Here is a 13,938-nt window from a genome sequence, read left to right as displayed (position 1 = left end):
ATCCGAGTATGGGCGCCCGGAGCCCGATTCAGCCGGAACCGGCCGGGCCCGTCGGGTCGTCGGAGGACGTCGCCGCCGGCTCCCCGGCGGTCGCCGGCCGGTCGAGGTGGCCGCGCTGGCCGAGGTGGTCCGCCGCGTCGCTCTGCCGGCGGCGGCGCGCGCGGAGCCAGGTGAAGGCCGCGGCGCCGCCCAGGACCACCAGCAGGGCCGCCTTGAAGCCGGCCTTGGTGAAGGCCAGGAACGACGCCGCCCGCAGCAGGCCGCTGGTCCACCACGAGAGATCGGTGAGGCGCTCCCAGTCGTCCCGCGGCTCCCAGCCGGCGACCCACCAGCCGACCGTCAGCAGGCCCAGGCCGGCGGCGCCGGCCACCAGCGCCGCGACCGCGAGATGTCCCCGGCGAATGTTCTGCGTGTCACCCACGATGTCACCGTACGGGCACAGCACCCGTTCGCCATCCGGCCATGGTAGGAGCTCCGACCCCCACCAAAGTTGGAGTCGTCAGACGGCGACCGGGGTGGGCCGCCACTGCTCCGAGCCGAACACCTCGTAGTGGATCCGCTCGTCGTTCACCCCACGGCGGTGCAGGCCGGCGCGGACGAGCTGCATGAACGGCACCGGCCCGCACAGGTAGACCTCGGCGCGCGGTTCCAGCGGGATCAGGTCGGGGTCGAGGAGTCCCGGCTGGGCCCCGGCGGCGCCGCCCGGGTTCTCGTACCAGACGAGGTGGCGGAAGGAGCGCAGCCGGGAGCCGTGGCTGCGGATGTCCGCGAGCAGTGCGTGCCGGTCGGGGCCGCGGTCCGCGTGCACGACGGTGACGTCGCGCTCCGGCCGGGTCCGGGCGACGTGGTCCAGCATGGACGCCATCGGCGTGATGCCCACGCCCGCGCTGACCAGCACCAGCGGCGTGTCGTCGTCGCGCAGGGCGAGGTCGCCGTACGGGCGGCTCAGCCGTAGCCGGTCGCCGGGCCCGACCCGGTCGTGCAGGAAGCCGGAGACGACCCCGTCCGGTGCGCCCCCGGTGCCGCGGACGCGGCGTACGGTGATGCGCAGCGTGCCCCCGGTCGGTGCCTGCGACAGCGAGTACTGCCGGAGCTGACGGCCCTCGCCGGGCAGGTCGACGGCGACGGTGACGTACTGCCCGGGGCGGAAGGCGGGGGCCGGGCCGCCGTCGGCCGGGGCCAGCACGAACGACACCGTGTCGTCGGCCTCCGGGATCCTGCTGACCACGGTGGCCTCGAGCCACGGGTCGTCGCGGACCCCCGCCTCCGCGAACAGGCGCGCCTCGCGGCCGATCAGGCGGGCGGCGAACAGCCAGTAGACCTCGTCCCAGGCGGCGGCGACCGCGGGCGTGACGGCGTCGCCCAGCACGGTGCGCACCGCTCCCATCAGGTAGCGGCCGACCATCGTGTACTGCTCGGGGCGGATGCCGAGGGCGCAGTGCCGGTGGGCGATCCGCTCGACGACGTGGTCGACGACCTCCGCCGCGCTCCCGGTGCCGACCAGGTGGGATGCGAACGCCGCCACCGCCCCGGCCAGCGCGGACCGCTGCCGGCCGGTGGCCTGCGCGCTGCGGCTGAACAGGTTGAGCAGGTCGGGGTTCTCGCCGAGCATCGTGTCGTAGAAGACGTCCGAGATCGCCGGCAGGTGGTCGGCGACCACCGGCAGGGTCGCGTCGATCACCGGGGCGCTGGTGGCGGACAGCATGGTTCCTCCTGTCGAGGGGGTGGCACGGTCAGCGGCGGGCGAGGCTCAGCAGCACCTGCCGGGCCGGCGGCGCGGCGAGGTCGCCGACCGTGATCGGGTCGAGGCTGGTGTAGAACGCCTCCTGCGCGCGCCGCAACGCTCCGCGGAGCCGGCAGCCGCCGCTGAGCGGGCAGGCCGGTTCGCCGTCGCAGTCCACGACCTCGCCGTCGCCCTCGAGGCCGCGCACTATCGCGCCGAGGGAGGCCGCCGGGGCGGTGGGGGCGAGGCGGACGCCGCCGCTGCGGCCCCGCACGGTATCGAGCAGGCCGAGGTGCTGGAGCCGTTGCACCACCTTGGCGAGGTGGTGGCGGGGCACCGCCAGGGCCTCGGCCAGCTCGTCGATGGTGAGCCGGTCGTCGCGGGTCGCACCGAGCATGAGGATCCGCAGGCCGATGTCCGTGGAGCGTTGGAGTCGCACGGCAAGGACCCTACGGAAAAAAGACTTTCATAGTCCTGTTTTATGGCCAGGATCACGACTGTCCGTCAGGGACGGTTGTTGCGGGGCAGCGCGGCGAGGCTGCGCCCGCGGACCAGGGCCTGACGGCGGCCGATCTCGCGTCCGTCGGCCGTGACCTCGACTCCGTCGACCTCGTACCAGTTGTCGTTGTCGTACAGCACCGGGCGGTTCCAGTCGATGCGCTCGACCCGCATCCGCAGCGGGCCGGCTCCGAACCGGTAGTCCGACTCGGGGAAGTGACTGACCGGACCCACCGGGCCGCGATTCCTGTCCATCATCGCTCCTCGGTCATCGCGTCCGTTGGCCCGGACGCCGTGCTCGCCGCCGCCGTCGATCCTCGGCGGCGACGCCCCCTACCGAGCACGTGCCCAAGCATGGCCATATGCCATCGCCGATGCAAGTACTGCTGCACGTGCATATGCACAATGAGCCGGAAACGGAAGGTTCGGCGGTGCGACGGGGACCGATCGGCCGATGCCGGCCGGATGATCAGTGAGCCGGACCGGCGGTCTCGTCGAGGATGGTGCGCAGGACGGCGGGTGTGCGATCCGGCGGCTCCGCCTCCACACAGGCGCGTTCCATCGTCTCGGCGTAGTGGTCCACATCGGTCCGTTTGTCGAGGTAGAGCGCGCTGGTGAGCTGCTCGATGTAGACGACGTCGGAGAGCTCCGGCTCGGCGAAGCGCAGGATCGTGAAGGGCAGGCCGGCGGCTGCGTGCGACGCCGCGCCCAGGGGTGCGACCTGGATGCGGACGTTCGGCAGGTCCGCCGCCTTGATCAGCGCCTCGAGCTGGCCGCGCATGACCGCCCGCCCGCCGATGCGCCGGCGCAGCACGGCCTCGTCGAGCACCGTCCAGAACTGCGGCGGGTTGGCCCGGTGCAGCACCCGCTGGCGGCCCAGCCGCAGCGCCACCCGCCGGTCGACCTCGGTGGCGGGGGCGGCGGCGTGGCTGCGGGCGATCACCGCGCGGGCGTAGTCGCCGGTCTGCAGCAGCCCGGGGACGAAGTGGGCCTCGTGCGAGCGGATCAGCGCCGCCGCCTCCTCGAGGCCCAGGTACGGCAGGAACCACGGCGGCGCGACGTCGGCGAACTCCTGCCACCACCCGGGCGCGCTGGCCTGCCGGGCGAGCGAGAGCAGGCCGTCGCGCTCCTCCTCGGGTACGCCGTAGAAGGCGAGCAGGTCGGCGACGTCGCGTTCCTTGAACGGCACCCGGCCGAGCTCCATCCGGCTGATCTTCGACTCGGAGGCGCGGATCTCCCAGCCCGCGGCCTCGCGCGTGATCTCCCGGTGCTTGCGCAGCCGGCGGAGCTGGGCGCCCAGCCGGATGCGCAGTGCCACGGGGCCGGTGCCACCGTCTCCACCCAGCGCCGCCATCCGCGTCACCCCGATCGGCCGTCCGTCGCCTCGGGACGTTTCATAACCCAGTGCACGTGCATCCAAACGTGCAGCTTCACCGGACGATGCGCAGTCACTTGCACGATCATAGGGCCGCGCGGCCGCCCGTCCACCTCGTTCACCCTCCCGCTGGGGTGCGCCATCGGCATCCATGGATGCGCTCGGGCCGATTGCGTGGTAGATCGATGACAGGGGCGGCCCCGGCCGGTGGCCGCCGTGGCGTACCGCAAAGGAGCGTGGCCATGACGACGACACCGGAACGGTTCGGCCGCGGAAGCGGGATGTTCCGGCGCAAGCCGGTCGAGGATCTCACCGACGAGCGAGAGACGGACCTGTCCCGCTCCCTAGGCCTGTGGCAGCTCACCGCGATCGGCGTCGGCGGCATCATCGGCGCCGGCATCTTCGCGCTGGCCGGCGCGGTCGCGAACGAGACGGCCGGGCCGGCCGTGCTGATCTCCTTCCTGCTGGCCGGCGTCGCCAGCGGCGCCGCGGCACTGTCCTACGCGGAGTTCGCCGGCATGATCCCCAAGGCCGGATCCGCCTACACGTACGGCTACGTCGTGCTGGGCGAGGTCGTGGGCTGGTTCATCGGCTGGGACCTGCTGCTGGAGTACACGGCCATCGTCTCCGTGGTGGCGATCGGCATCTCCGGCTACTTCTCGTTCCTCATGGCCGAGCTCGGCGCCGACCTGCCGGCCTGGATGCTGGGCGCGCCCGGCACCGGGGACGGGCACGTCGTGGACCTGTTCGCCGTGCTGTTGTGCCTGCTGATCGCCTACCTGCTGAACCGGGGGATCCGGGCCGCGGCCCGCTTCGAGACGGCGGTGGTCGCGCTGAAGGTCGCGGTGGTCCTGCTGGTCGTCGGGGTCGGCGTCTTCTACGTCCGTACGGAGAACTACCAGCCCTTCTTCCCGTTCGGCGTGAGCGGGGCGATCACCGGCGCGGCCACCGTGTTCTTCGCCGTCTTCGGCTACGACGCGATGAGCACGGCAGCCGAGGAGTCGCGCGACGCCCGCCGGCACCTGCCCCGGGCGATCATCTACTCGCTGGTGCTGTCCATGCTGCTCTACGTCGCGGCGACGCTCGTACTGACCGGCATGCAGAACTACCGCGACATCGACCCGGAGAGCGGCTTCTCCTCCGCCTTCGCCGCCGTGGGCCTCTCCGGGCTGGCCGACGTCATCGCCGTCGGCGCGATCGTCGGCATCCTCACCGTCATGTTCACGTTCATGCTCGGCGTCACCCGCGTCTGGTACGCGATGAGCCGCGACGGCCTGCTCCCCGGCTGGTTCGCCCGCCTGCACCCGGTGCGCCGGGTGCCGAGCCGGGTGACCTGGATCGCCGGGGCGGCCTCCGCCGTCATCGCGGGCTTCCTGCCCATCCGCGAGGCCGCCGAGCTCACGAACATCGGCATCCTGCTCGCCTTCGTCGTGGTCTGCGTCGCGGTGATCGTGCTGCGCTACCGGCGCCCGGAGCTGCCGCGCTCCTTCCGGCTGCCCGGGATGCCGGTGATCCCGGCGATCGGAGTGATCTTCTCGCTCTGGCTGATCACCTTCCTGGCCCCGGTCACGTGGCTACGCTTCGGGGTGTGGTTCCTGCTGGGGCTGGTCGTCTACCTGGCCTACGGCCGCCGCCACTCCCAGCTGAACCGCTGAGTCAGCGGCTCCAGTCGTCGAGCACGGCCGACACCTCGACCCGGTCCCGGACCGGGTCCGGTGCCGGCCGCGGCGCGGCGGCGGGCGTACGGCCGAAGCGGGGCGCCGGGGCCGGCTGCACCTCGGCGCCGACGTCCACGAAGGTGTCGCGGGCCGTGTGGTGCGGGTGGCCGGGCGCCTCCGCGGGCGAGAGCACGGGGGCCACGCACGCGTCCAGATCCTCGAAGATCTTCGTCCACTCCGCCCGGGTGCGCCGGGCGAACCGGTCCGCGAGGCGCCGCCGCAGCTCGTCGCGGCCCGCGGGATCGTCGCGGTCCGGCAGCGTGTCGTCCCCGTCCAGCCCGAGACCGGCGAGCAGCTGTGCGTAGAACGCCGGCTCGAGCGCGCCCACGGCCATGTGAGCGCCGTCGGCCGTGGCGTACGTGTCGTAGTAGGGCGACCCGCCGTCCAGCAGGTTGGTGCCGCGCGGCCCGGACCACTGACCGGCGGCGATCATCCCGTGCAGGAACGCGGTCAGCAGCGCCGCACCGTCCACCATCGCCGCGTCCACGACCTGCCCCGTGCCCGAGCGTTCCCGTTCCAGCAGGGCGGCGAGCACCCCCACCGCCAGCAGCATGCCGCCGCCGGCGAAGTCGCCGAGCAGGTTCAGCGGGGCGTGCGGGGGCTGACCGGCGCGGCCCAGCGGCTCCAGCGCCCCGGCGAGCGCGATGTAGTCGATGTCGTGCCCGGCGCGGTGCGCCAGCGGGCCGTGCTGGCCCCAGCCGGTCATCCGGGCGTACACCAGGCGGGGATTGCGCCGCAGGCACACCTCGGGCCCGAAGCCGAGCCGCTCGGCGACGCCCGGCCGGTACGCCTCCACGAGCACGTCGGCGTGCGCGACGAGCCGCAGCAGGTCGCCGACCCCCGCGGGCGTCTTCAGGTCCAGGGCGGTGACCCGGCGGCTGCGGTGCAGCGGCCCGCGGGCGGGTGGCGCAAGGCCGCCGGGGCGGGAACCGGGCCGGTCGACGCGCACCACGTCGGCGCCCAGGTCGGCGAGCACCATGCAGCCGAACGGTGCGGGCGCCAGGCCGGCCAGCTCCACCACCCGGATCCCGGCCAGTGGCCCCTGCGCGGGCGGGTTCACGACGCGGGGTGACCCGTCCCGGGCTCCACGCGCGCCTCCGGCCCGGGGAACACCAGGGCCTCGCCGCCGTTGTCCTCCCAGTGCACGCGGTACGGCGGGGTGCCGTCCGGGTGGGGCACCTCGACGATCACGCCGACCCGCCGGGGATCGCCGACGTGGATGCCTTCCAGGACGAGCCGGTCACCGACCTGCGCGTTCATCGTTCCTCCAGCGAGTGGTCGCGGTCCCGGCGGGCCGGGACGGGGTGGGGTGAGGCGCCACGCGGCGCCGGCACCGAGGGGGTGGAAACGCCGGGGATCACCACGGCGAGCGGGCAGTGCGTCGTCCCCAGCAGGCCGCGGGCCGTCCGGCCGACGGGTTCCGCGGTGCCGCCGCAGCGGCTGCGTGCGGCCACCACGAGCAGCGAGGCGCCGGCGCTCAGGGCGACCAGCGCCCGCACCGGGTCGTCGTCGTGCAGGATCTCCCGCTCGGCCTCGGCGGCCACCTCGGGACTGAGGTGGTCGTAGAGGACGGCGGACAACAGCCGGTCGGCGTCGGACATGCGGGGACAGCCCCGGGCACCCGGGCGGGCGTCGCCGCGCGCCCCCCACACGTGCACGACCCGCAGCGGCACCGAGCGCCGGCGGGCCTCGGTGGCGGCGTACCGCAGCAGGGGGCCGCAGTTGCCGTCGTCGTCCACTGCGGCGACGACGGCCGTCCCCCGGCCACGGGACTCTCCGATCACGACGGTGGTGCCGGGCTCGGCGGCCCGGACCAGTGCGAGAGACGCCGCGCCGGCGTCGCCGGACCGCGAGCCGGCCGCGGAGAGCCCAGTCGTCATCGATCACTCCTCGTGCTCGCGTCTTCACCAGTATCCGACAGCCGGTGTGACGGAGTCCACTTAAGCCTTCGCTCACGACGGCGTCATCCACCGTTCACCTGCAGGGGCGAGGATCCGTCGATGACGGTACGGACACCGGTCCTCACCACAGCCGCCCGGGAGATCGCCGAGGAGCTCCTCGCTCCGCTCGGCGACCGCTGGCGGCACACCCGGGGCGTGGCCGAACGCGCGTCCGAGCTGGCGCCCGCGCTGGACCTCGACCCCGACGTCCTCGTCGCCGCCGCCTGGCTGCACGACATCGGGTACGCCCCGCAGACCGTCGTCACCGGCTTCCACCCGCTCGACGGCGCCGACCATCTCGCCGCGCGCGGCTGGCCGCTGTCGGTGGCCGCGCGCGTCGCCCACCACTCCGGCGCGCGCTTCGTCGCCGCGGCGCGCGGACTGGGGGAGCGGCTCGCCGCGTACCCGTACGAGGAGGGCCTGCTGTCGGACGCGCTGACCTACGCCGATCAGACGGTGGGGCCGCGCGGCGAGCGGGTGACGCCCGCGAGGCGGTACGAGGAGATGCTGCGCCGGCACGGGCCCGCGTCGTGGAACGCGAAGGTCGGCCACCTGCGCGGGCCGTACCTGCGGGCGGTGGCCGACCGGGTCGAGCGGTGCCTGCGGGCGGCGCACTGACGGTCGTCAGCCGGCGGTGAGACGGCGCTGCCCGATCACCCCGTCGTGGCGTCAGGTCAGGGGCGGCAGGCCGAAGACGTCGGCCAGGCCGGTCACCTGGATCGCCTTGCGCACCGGCTGCGACGGGTTGACCAGCGTGAGCGTGACACCCTCCGCGGCCGCCGAGTTGCGGGCGCTGACCAGCGCACCGAGGGCGTAGGAGTCGATGAACGTCAGCCGGCTCACGTCGACCTGCAGGTGCCGGCAGCCGGTGCCGCGGGCGGCCGAGACGAGGCTGTCGCGCACCTCGTCGGCGCAGTCGAGGTCGAGGTCGCCGTCGAGCGCCGCGGCGAGCCGTCCGTCGGGGGTGACCGGCTCGTACGCGACCAAGGTGTTCCTTGACATCTGCCCGAGGATAGCCGGGTTCGGGCCGCCCGGCTCGCCGGGCGGACGCGGCTCCCCGGGCGGACGCGGCTCGACGGTGGGCGCGGCCTGCCGGGCCGGGCGGTCCCGTGCCGCTACGGACGGGCCGCGGTCAGCGTCGCGAGGGCGGACACCAGCCGGTCGATGTCGTCGTCGCGGGTGCCGAGGCCGAAGCTCGCCCTCAGCAGGCTCGGGGACCCGGCCCCGCACGGGGCGGACGCCCGCTCGGCGGTGAGCCGCCGGGTCAGCGGGTGGGCGCAGAACTGCCCGGCGCGCACGCCGATCCCGTAGCGGTCGGCGAGCTGGGTGGCCACCACGGCCGGATCATGGCCCGGCAGGGCGAGCGACACGATGCCGACCCGGGGTGCCGCCCCGCGGAACGCCGTCACCTCCACGGCGCCGGGGACCGTCGCCAGCCCGGCGCGCAGCCTGGTGAGCAGCTCCTGCTCGCGCTCGTGCAGCGCGGCCCGGTCGGCGCGGCCCAGTGCCGCGCACACGGCGCCGAGGGCCGCAGCGCCGAGCAGGTTGGGGGTGCCGCCCTCGTGCCGGGCCGGCCCGGTCGCCCAGGTCACCTCGCCCGGCCGGTCGCCGACCGTCGCGCTGGCGCCGCCGCCGCTGAGGTACGGCTCCGCCGCGTCCAGCCAGTCGGCCGCGCCGGCCAGCACGCCGGCGCCGAACGGGGCGTAGAGCTTGTGGCCCGAGAACGCCACATAGTCGGCGTCCAGGTCGGTCAGGGCCACGGGGGAGTGCGGGGCGAGCTGGGCGGCGTCGACGGCCACCCGGGCGCCGTGGGCGTGCGCCACGGCGGCGATGCGGCGTACCGGCCACACCTCCCCGGTGACGTTGCTGGCGCCGGTGACCGCGACGAGGGCGGGTCCGCGTACCGTCGCGAGGGCCTTGGCGACCGCCGCCACCGCCGCGTCCGGGGTCTCCGGACAGGCCAGGCGCAGCTGCCGGGGCCAGGGCAGCAGGTTGGCGTGGTGCTCGCCGTCGAAGACGATCGTGGTGGTGCCGGCCGGCAGGACCCGGGCGAGCAGGTTCAGCGCGTCGGTGGTGTTGCGGGTGAAGACGACGGCGTCGCCCGGGCGGGCCCCGACGAACGCGGCCACCCGCTCCCGGGCGCGCTCGTACGCCAGCGTCGACGTGCGGGCGCGCACGCCGGTGCCGCGGTGCACGCTGCCGTACCAGGGGAGCAGGCCCTCGACGGCGTCCGCGGCGGCCCGCACGCAGGGTGCCGACGCGGCGTAGTCGAGGTGCGCGAAGCGGACGCTCTCGCCGTCGGCCAGCGCGACGTTCGCGTTGGGGTCGACGACGTCCAGGTCGTGCCGCACGGTCGAGATCACGGAAACCTCCACGGGGTCGGGGACCCCGCCGGGGGCCCGCGCTTGCCCGCGTCGTCATCGACGCCGGCCCGGTCCTCACCCGGGGCACCCCATCGCGGACGCAAGGGTTGCCGGCCAGCTAGCCGGGGCTTGTCGCTGGCACTCATGACCAGTGCCGACGGTAGCAGACGTCACCCAGGAGGGTTCTACCGCCGAAATGGCCACTGATTGTGATAACGGAACTACGGTGAGTCCTGGCATGTGTCGGAAAATAGCGAAAGGTACGACATGAAACTGGTCAAACGTCTGGCAGTCGGCGCCGGTGTGGCCGCCGCGGCGCTCGTCCTGAGCGCGGGACCCGCGAGTGCCCACGACCACGACGACCACAACGGCAACGTCAACGTGGGCCTGCTGAACGGCAACAGCATCGACATCCCGGTGCACGTCCCGGTCAACGTCTGCGGCAACGGCCTGGCCGTCCTGGGCATCGCCAGCACCGACGCCACCTGCGTCAACGACGACTGACGACACCGCACCGGCGACGGCGTCCGGAACCGGGTGGCACGCAGGATCACCCGCTCCGGGCGCCGCGCCGTCTCGAAGATCGGCCTAATGGCTCAGCCGCGGTGATCGGGTGCCGATCGGAGGATGGGCGGCATCTGACGCCGCCATCCAAGCGGAGGGATTTCCACGTGCGGCGGTTCTCTATCGGCACCCGGTTGTTCGGGACCTTCGCCGCTGTACTCGTGCTGCTGCTCGGCGTCGCCGCGATGGGCTTCGTCACGATCCTCGCCCAGCGGGGCTCCGCCAACGAGGTCCGGCGGCTCGAGGTGCTGACCCGGCAGGCGGAGGAGATCAAGACCCACGCCGCCACGCTCAACGGCTGGCAGGCGAGCTACATCAACGACATCTACCGGCTCGGCGCCCAGCGCGCGATCGGCGGCGACTCGGTCGCCTTCAAGGCCTGGCAGCAGGAACGCGACACCTTCAAGACGTTCCTCTCCCAGGTGGACGCCGGGGCCTTCACCGGCACCGAGCGGCAGCTGTTCGATCAGGTCGGCACCGAGCTGGACACCTACATCGCGGTCAACGAGAAGCTCGTGGCCGCGTACAAGCCGGGCACCCCGCAGGCGCTGTGGAACGCCGACCAGATCGCCATCTACGACAGCTTCAACAGCTACTACCGGATCATGGTCCACTCGCAGAAGCTCGCCAGCTCGGTGGACGCCCGCAGCGTCGCGGCCGTGCAGGAATCCGCCGAGGAGGCGCAGCGCGCGCAGTGGGCGATCGGCGTGGCCACCGTCCTCGCGCTGCTGCTCGGCGCCGTCTCCGCCTGGGTCGTCACCCGCAGCATCGTGCGGCCCGTGGGCGCCGCCCGCGACGCGCTGCGCCGGGTGGCCGACGGCGACCTGACCGAGACGCCGAAGAGCAAGTGGAACGACGAGGTGGGCCAGATGGCGGTCGCGCTGGGACAGGCCGTCGACTCGGTGCGGGCCATCGTCTCCGACGTCGCCGTGCAGGCCGACGCGCTCACCCGCACGTCCGCGGACCTGGACGCCGTCTCGGCGGCCTTCGCCCAGAGCGTCGGGGACACCTCGCTGCAGGCGGACCTGGTCGCCGGGGCCGCCGAGGACGTCAGCCGCAACGTGGACACGATGGCCTCCGGCTCGGAGGAGATGGGCATCTCCATCCAGGAGATCTCGCGCAACGCCACGGACGCCGCCAACGTCGCCGCGGAGGCGGTCGCCGCCGCGGAGACCGCCAACGGCACCGTCGCCAACCTCGGCTCGTCGTCCTCGGCGATCGGTGACGCCGTCCGGCTGATCACCAGCATCGCCGAGCAGACCAACCTGCTGGCGCTGAACGCCACCATCGAGGCGGCCCGCGCGGGCGAGCTCGGCAAGGGCTTCGCCGTGGTCGCCGGGGAGGTCAAGGACCTGGCGCAGGAGAGCGCCAAGGCCGCCGAGGAGATCGACAGCCTGGTCAAGGCGATCCAGGGCGACACCGAGGCGGCCGTGGTCGCCATCGGGCACATCGGCGGGGTCATCGCCCGGATCAGCGACTACCAGACCAGCATCGCCGGCGCCGTCGAGGAGCAGACGGCCACCACCGTCGAGATGAGCCGCGGCGCCGTCGCCGCCTCCAGCGGCACGGCCAGCATCGCCGAGAACATCCGTGCCGTCGCCGCCGCGACGTCGACGACCTCGGCGGAGGTGGCCCGCGCCCGGGAGGCCGCCGCCGAACTGACCCGCATGTCCACCACCCTGCGCGACGCCGTCGGGCAGTTCCGGTACTGAGGATGCAGATGCGCAGAAGGATCACCGCCGCCCTGCTCGCCGCCGCCGTCGCGATGCTGTCGGCGTGCACCGCCGCGCCCGTCACCGACAAGAGCGGCGCCGCGCTGATCGGTCTCGGCCGCGAGGCGATCCACGTCGGCATCGCGTACGACCACGCGGGCCGGGGCGACAAGAGCTTCAACGACGCGGCCGGCGAGGGCATCGACCGGGCGAAGAAGGAGCTGCTCGTCCAGGCGAGCGAGGTCACCACGAAGACCGAGGACGACGAGGGGCGCTCGGCGGCGCTGCGCGAGCTCGTGCAGGCGGGCAGCAACCCGATCATCGCCGTCGGCTTCCTCTACGCCGGCGCCGTCAAGGCGGTCGCCGCGGAGCACCCGGACCGGCTGTTCGCCATCATCGACGACGACTCGGTGCAGGCCAAGAACGTGGTGGCGCTGATCTTCTCCGAGGAGCAGGGCTCCTTCCTGGTCGGCGTCGCGGCGGCCCTGGCCTCCAAGAGCGGCCGGGTGGGCTTCGTCGGCGGGGTGGACGTACCGGTCATCCGCAAGTTCTGGGCGGGCTACGAGGCCGGGGCGCGCAGCGTCGACCCGGGCATCCGGGTCGAGAGCCGCTTCCTGAGCAAGCCGCCGGACTTCAGCGGCTTCGGCTCGCCGGACAAGGGCAAGGCCGCCGCGGCGGCGCTGATCGCCGACGGCGCGGACGTCGTCTACTCGGCCGCCGGCGGCTCGGGCCAGGGCTCGTTCGAGGCCGTCGCGGCCGCCGGCGACGTGTGGGCGATCGGCGTCGACAGCGACCAGTACGCCAGCGCCGAGGGCAAGGTGAAGGAGCGGATCCTGACCTCGATGCTCAAGCGCGTCGACAACGCGGTCTTCCAGGAGATCCAGGCGTTCATCAAGGGCGACCGGTCCGGCGGCGTCCGGCGCTACGACCTCAAGGTCGACGGCCTCGGGTACGCGACCTCCAACCCGGCCATCAAGAAGTACGTGGCCAGTATGGAGAAGGCCCGCTTCCGCATCCTGAGCGGCGCGGAGAAGGTCCCGACGAGCTAGGGGGCCCGCAGGGCGGCCACGATCCCGGCCGGGATCCCGTCGGCCTCCGGGCCGGACAGCAGCGGCCGCAGGGCGGCCCGCAGCGCCACCACGGGGTCGCGGCCGAGCACCCCGCGCAGCGCCACCGCGAGCGCCCGCAGGTCCGCGTTGGGCCCGTCCAGCCAGCGCCGCACCTCGCGGCCCAGCCCCGAGTCCATGGTGACCGGCCGCCCGGCCCCGCGCGCCGCCTGCTCCAGGGCCTCGGCGAGGCCGGGCGCGTCCGCGACGCCGAGGGTCGCGGCGAGCCGGCGCACCTGGGCGACCGCGACCTCCCGCCGGCGCTCGTCGCCGGCCGCGTCGATCGCGGCGAACACCTCGGCGAACCGGCGCCCGGGCCGCAGCAGGTCGCCGGGGCGCGCCGGACCCACGAACCACGGCTCGATCCGCGCGGACAGCCGGGGCACGCCGAGCGCGTCCTCGGGGATCCGCGCGCCGGTGAGCCGCTGGGCCAGGACGATCGCCCTGGCCTCGGCGTCGCGCCAGGTCTCCTCGTCCTCACCGGCCGGCTCGCGCAGCCCGACGGCGCCCATCACGTGGCGCAGCAGCTCGGGGTCGGCGCCCCAGGTCAGCTCGGGCGACGGGTACGCCGGGTCGAACGCGACCGTGGTGGTGCCGGCCACGGCGTAGGTGAACCGCGGCGACGCCGCGTCGTCGCGCAGCACCGACAGCGCCTCCGTGCCGCGGGAGACCTCCTCCAGCAGCACGTGGTCGGCACCCTCGGCGCCGCCCGGCTCGATCACCACGCTCCACCGGCCGAGGTCGATCGCGGCGGCGGCGCCGTCCAGCTCCGAGCCGGTGCGCCGCGCGACCGTGTCCGGGTACGCGCCCATCCGGGTCAGGGCCGTGCGCTCGTCGGCGCCCTTGACGAAGGTCAGGCAGAACCGCGGGCCGAGTTCCGCCGCCCGGGCCCGGGCGTACGCGAGGTCATCCACGCGCAAAGCCTACGGCCTGGGCCGT

The 13,938-nt window shown here is 74.0% G+C and carries 16 protein-coding genes and 1 riboswitch; of the genes, 5 read left to right on the top strand and 11 right to left on the bottom strand.

The window, feature by feature from the left end; translation table 11 throughout:
* Positions 1 to 28 precede the first annotated feature (28 nt).
* The 5 genes from IEY99_RS16800 to IEY99_RS16780 all read right to left on the bottom strand — a co-directional run bounded on the left by IEY99_RS16800 (position 29) and on the right by IEY99_RS16780 (position 3,575).
* Positions 29 to 421 (bottom strand): hypothetical protein, encoded by a 393-nt coding sequence (locus tag IEY99_RS16800; protein ID WP_189204220.1) that lies wholly within the window; start codon positions 419 to 421, stop codon positions 29 to 31.
* A 78-nt stretch (positions 422 to 499) separates the two neighbouring features.
* Positions 500 to 1,705 carry a globin domain-containing protein gene (locus tag IEY99_RS16795; protein ID WP_189204218.1) on the bottom strand — a complete coding sequence of 402 codons (1,206 nt, stop codon included), beginning with the start codon at positions 1,703 to 1,705 and terminating at the stop codon, positions 500 to 502.
* Positions 1,706 to 1,733: 28 nt separating this feature from the next.
* On the bottom strand, positions 1,734 to 2,162 hold the full coding sequence (locus tag IEY99_RS16790) for an RrF2 family transcriptional regulator (RefSeq protein ID WP_189204216.1): 429 nt from the start codon (positions 2,160 to 2,162) through the stop codon (positions 1,734 to 1,736).
* A 65-nt stretch (positions 2,163 to 2,227) separates the two neighbouring features.
* The gene (locus IEY99_RS16785; protein WP_189204214.1) at positions 2,228 to 2,476 is read right to left on the bottom strand and encodes a hypothetical protein; all 249 of its coding nucleotides are present in this window, start codon (positions 2,474 to 2,476) and stop codon (positions 2,228 to 2,230) included.
* Between the two features lie 214 nt (positions 2,477 to 2,690).
* On the bottom strand, positions 2,691 to 3,575 hold the full coding sequence (locus IEY99_RS16780; protein ID WP_189204212.1) for a Sco1979 family transcriptional regulator: 885 nt from the start codon (positions 3,573 to 3,575) through the stop codon (positions 2,691 to 2,693).
* 263 nt (positions 3,576 to 3,838) lie between these two features.
* Here IEY99_RS16780 and IEY99_RS16775 point away from each other — a divergent pair, with 263 nt between their 5' ends.
* Positions 3,839 to 5,251, top strand: coding sequence for an amino acid permease (locus IEY99_RS16775; RefSeq protein ID WP_229798807.1), 1,413 nt, complete (start codon positions 3,839 to 3,841; stop codon positions 5,249 to 5,251).
* A 1-nt stretch (position 5,252) separates the two neighbouring features.
* Here IEY99_RS16775 and IEY99_RS16770 read toward each other — a convergent pair whose 3' ends face one another.
* Genes IEY99_RS16770 through IEY99_RS16760 form a run of 3 tightly spaced genes read right to left on the bottom strand, consistent with a single transcriptional unit; the run spans position 5,253 to position 7,194 of the window.
* On the bottom strand, positions 5,253 to 6,374 hold the full coding sequence (locus IEY99_RS16770) for a CaiB/BaiF CoA transferase family protein (RefSeq protein WP_189204210.1): 1,122 nt from the start codon (positions 6,372 to 6,374) through the stop codon (positions 5,253 to 5,255).
* Complete coding sequence (locus IEY99_RS16765) at positions 6,371 to 6,574, bottom strand: DUF1918 domain-containing protein (protein ID WP_189204208.1); 204 nt, start codon at positions 6,572 to 6,574, stop codon at positions 6,371 to 6,373. Before IEY99_RS16765 ends, IEY99_RS16770 begins: the two co-directional genes overlap by 4 nt.
* Positions 6,571 to 7,194, bottom strand: coding sequence for a universal stress protein (locus IEY99_RS16760; protein WP_189204206.1), 624 nt, complete (start codon positions 7,192 to 7,194; stop codon positions 6,571 to 6,573). Before IEY99_RS16760 ends, IEY99_RS16765 begins: the two co-directional genes overlap by 4 nt.
* Before the next feature lie 120 nt (positions 7,195 to 7,314).
* Here IEY99_RS16760 and IEY99_RS16755 point away from each other — a divergent pair, with 120 nt between their 5' ends.
* Positions 7,315 to 7,872, top strand: a complete 558-nt coding sequence (locus IEY99_RS16755) for an HD domain-containing protein (protein WP_189204204.1) — start codon at positions 7,315 to 7,317, stop codon at positions 7,870 to 7,872.
* Between the two features lie 51 nt (positions 7,873 to 7,923).
* Here IEY99_RS16755 and IEY99_RS16750 read toward each other — a convergent pair whose 3' ends face one another.
* Positions 7,924 to 8,256 (bottom strand): STAS domain-containing protein, encoded by a 333-nt coding sequence (locus IEY99_RS16750; protein ID WP_189204202.1) that lies wholly within the window; start codon positions 8,254 to 8,256, stop codon positions 7,924 to 7,926.
* Positions 8,257 to 8,369: 113 nt separating this feature from the next.
* The gene (locus tag IEY99_RS16745; RefSeq protein WP_229798916.1) at positions 8,370 to 9,560 is read right to left on the bottom strand and encodes an aminotransferase class V-fold PLP-dependent enzyme; all 1,191 of its coding nucleotides are present in this window, start codon (positions 9,558 to 9,560) and stop codon (positions 8,370 to 8,372) included.
* A 90-nt stretch (positions 9,561 to 9,650) separates the two neighbouring features.
* A riboswitch (SAM riboswitch) is annotated at positions 9,651 to 9,767 on the bottom strand.
* Positions 9,768 to 9,884: 117 nt separating this feature from the next.
* Here IEY99_RS16745 and IEY99_RS16740 point away from each other — a divergent pair.
* From IEY99_RS16740 to IEY99_RS16730, 3 genes are all read left to right on the top strand, one after another.
* On the top strand, positions 9,885 to 10,121 hold the full coding sequence (locus tag IEY99_RS16740; protein WP_189204200.1) for a chaplin: 237 nt from the start codon (positions 9,885 to 9,887) through the stop codon (positions 10,119 to 10,121).
* 167 nt (positions 10,122 to 10,288) lie between these two features.
* Positions 10,289 to 11,893 (top strand): methyl-accepting chemotaxis protein, encoded by a 1,605-nt coding sequence (locus IEY99_RS16735; RefSeq protein ID WP_189204198.1) that lies wholly within the window; start codon positions 10,289 to 10,291, stop codon positions 11,891 to 11,893.
* Between the two features lie 8 nt (positions 11,894 to 11,901).
* Entirely contained in the window at positions 11,902 to 12,942 is a 1,041-nt protein-coding gene (locus IEY99_RS16730; RefSeq protein ID WP_229798805.1) for a BMP family lipoprotein, read from the top strand.
* On the opposite strand, the gene IEY99_RS16725 is transcribed toward IEY99_RS16730, so the two are convergent.
* The gene (locus tag IEY99_RS16725; protein WP_189204194.1) at positions 12,939 to 13,913 is read right to left on the bottom strand and encodes a DUF6461 domain-containing protein; all 975 of its coding nucleotides are present in this window, start codon (positions 13,911 to 13,913) and stop codon (positions 12,939 to 12,941) included. The two genes, IEY99_RS16730 and IEY99_RS16725, sit on opposite strands and share 4 nt — an antisense overlap.
* Positions 13,914 to 13,938: the final 25 nt, after the last annotated feature.

Source organism: Couchioplanes azureus (assembly GCF_014648355.1).
Taxonomy (GTDB): domain Bacteria; phylum Actinomycetota; class Actinomycetes; order Mycobacteriales; family Micromonosporaceae; genus Actinoplanes; species Actinoplanes azureus.
Note: the sequence above shows the minus strand (reverse complement) of the source record. Positions and strands in the feature narration are given on the sequence as shown.

Excerpts from the sequence above, each read along its gene's own strand:
- IEY99_RS16795 (WP_189204218.1), bottom strand. The coding sequence starts at position 1,705 with ATGCTGTCCGCCACCAGCGCCCCGGTGATCGACGCGACCCTGCCGGTG.
- IEY99_RS16785 (WP_189204214.1), bottom strand. The coding sequence starts at position 2,476 with ATGGACAGGAATCGCGGCCCGGTGGGTCCGGTCAGTCACTTCCCCGAG.
- IEY99_RS16780 (WP_189204212.1), bottom strand. The coding sequence starts at position 3,575 with ATGGCGGCGCTGGGTGGAGACGGTGGCACCGGCCCCGTGGCACTGCGC.
- IEY99_RS16775 (WP_229798807.1), top strand. The coding sequence starts at position 3,839 with ATGACGACGACACCGGAACGGTTCGGCCGCGGAAGCGGGATGTTCCGG.
- IEY99_RS16765 (WP_189204208.1), bottom strand. The coding sequence starts at position 6,574 with ATGAACGCGCAGGTCGGTGACCGGCTCGTCCTGGAAGGCATCCACGTC.
- IEY99_RS16760 (WP_189204206.1), bottom strand. The coding sequence starts at position 7,194 with ATGACGACTGGGCTCTCCGCGGCCGGCTCGCGGTCCGGCGACGCCGGC.
- IEY99_RS16755 (WP_189204204.1), top strand. The coding sequence starts at position 7,315 with ATGACGGTACGGACACCGGTCCTCACCACAGCCGCCCGGGAGATCGCC.
- IEY99_RS16750 (WP_189204202.1), bottom strand. The coding sequence starts at position 8,256 with ATGTCAAGGAACACCTTGGTCGCGTACGAGCCGGTCACCCCCGACGGA.
- IEY99_RS16740 (WP_189204200.1), top strand. The coding sequence starts at position 9,885 with ATGAAACTGGTCAAACGTCTGGCAGTCGGCGCCGGTGTGGCCGCCGCG.
- IEY99_RS16730 (WP_229798805.1), top strand. The coding sequence starts at position 11,902 with ATGCGCAGAAGGATCACCGCCGCCCTGCTCGCCGCCGCCGTCGCGATG.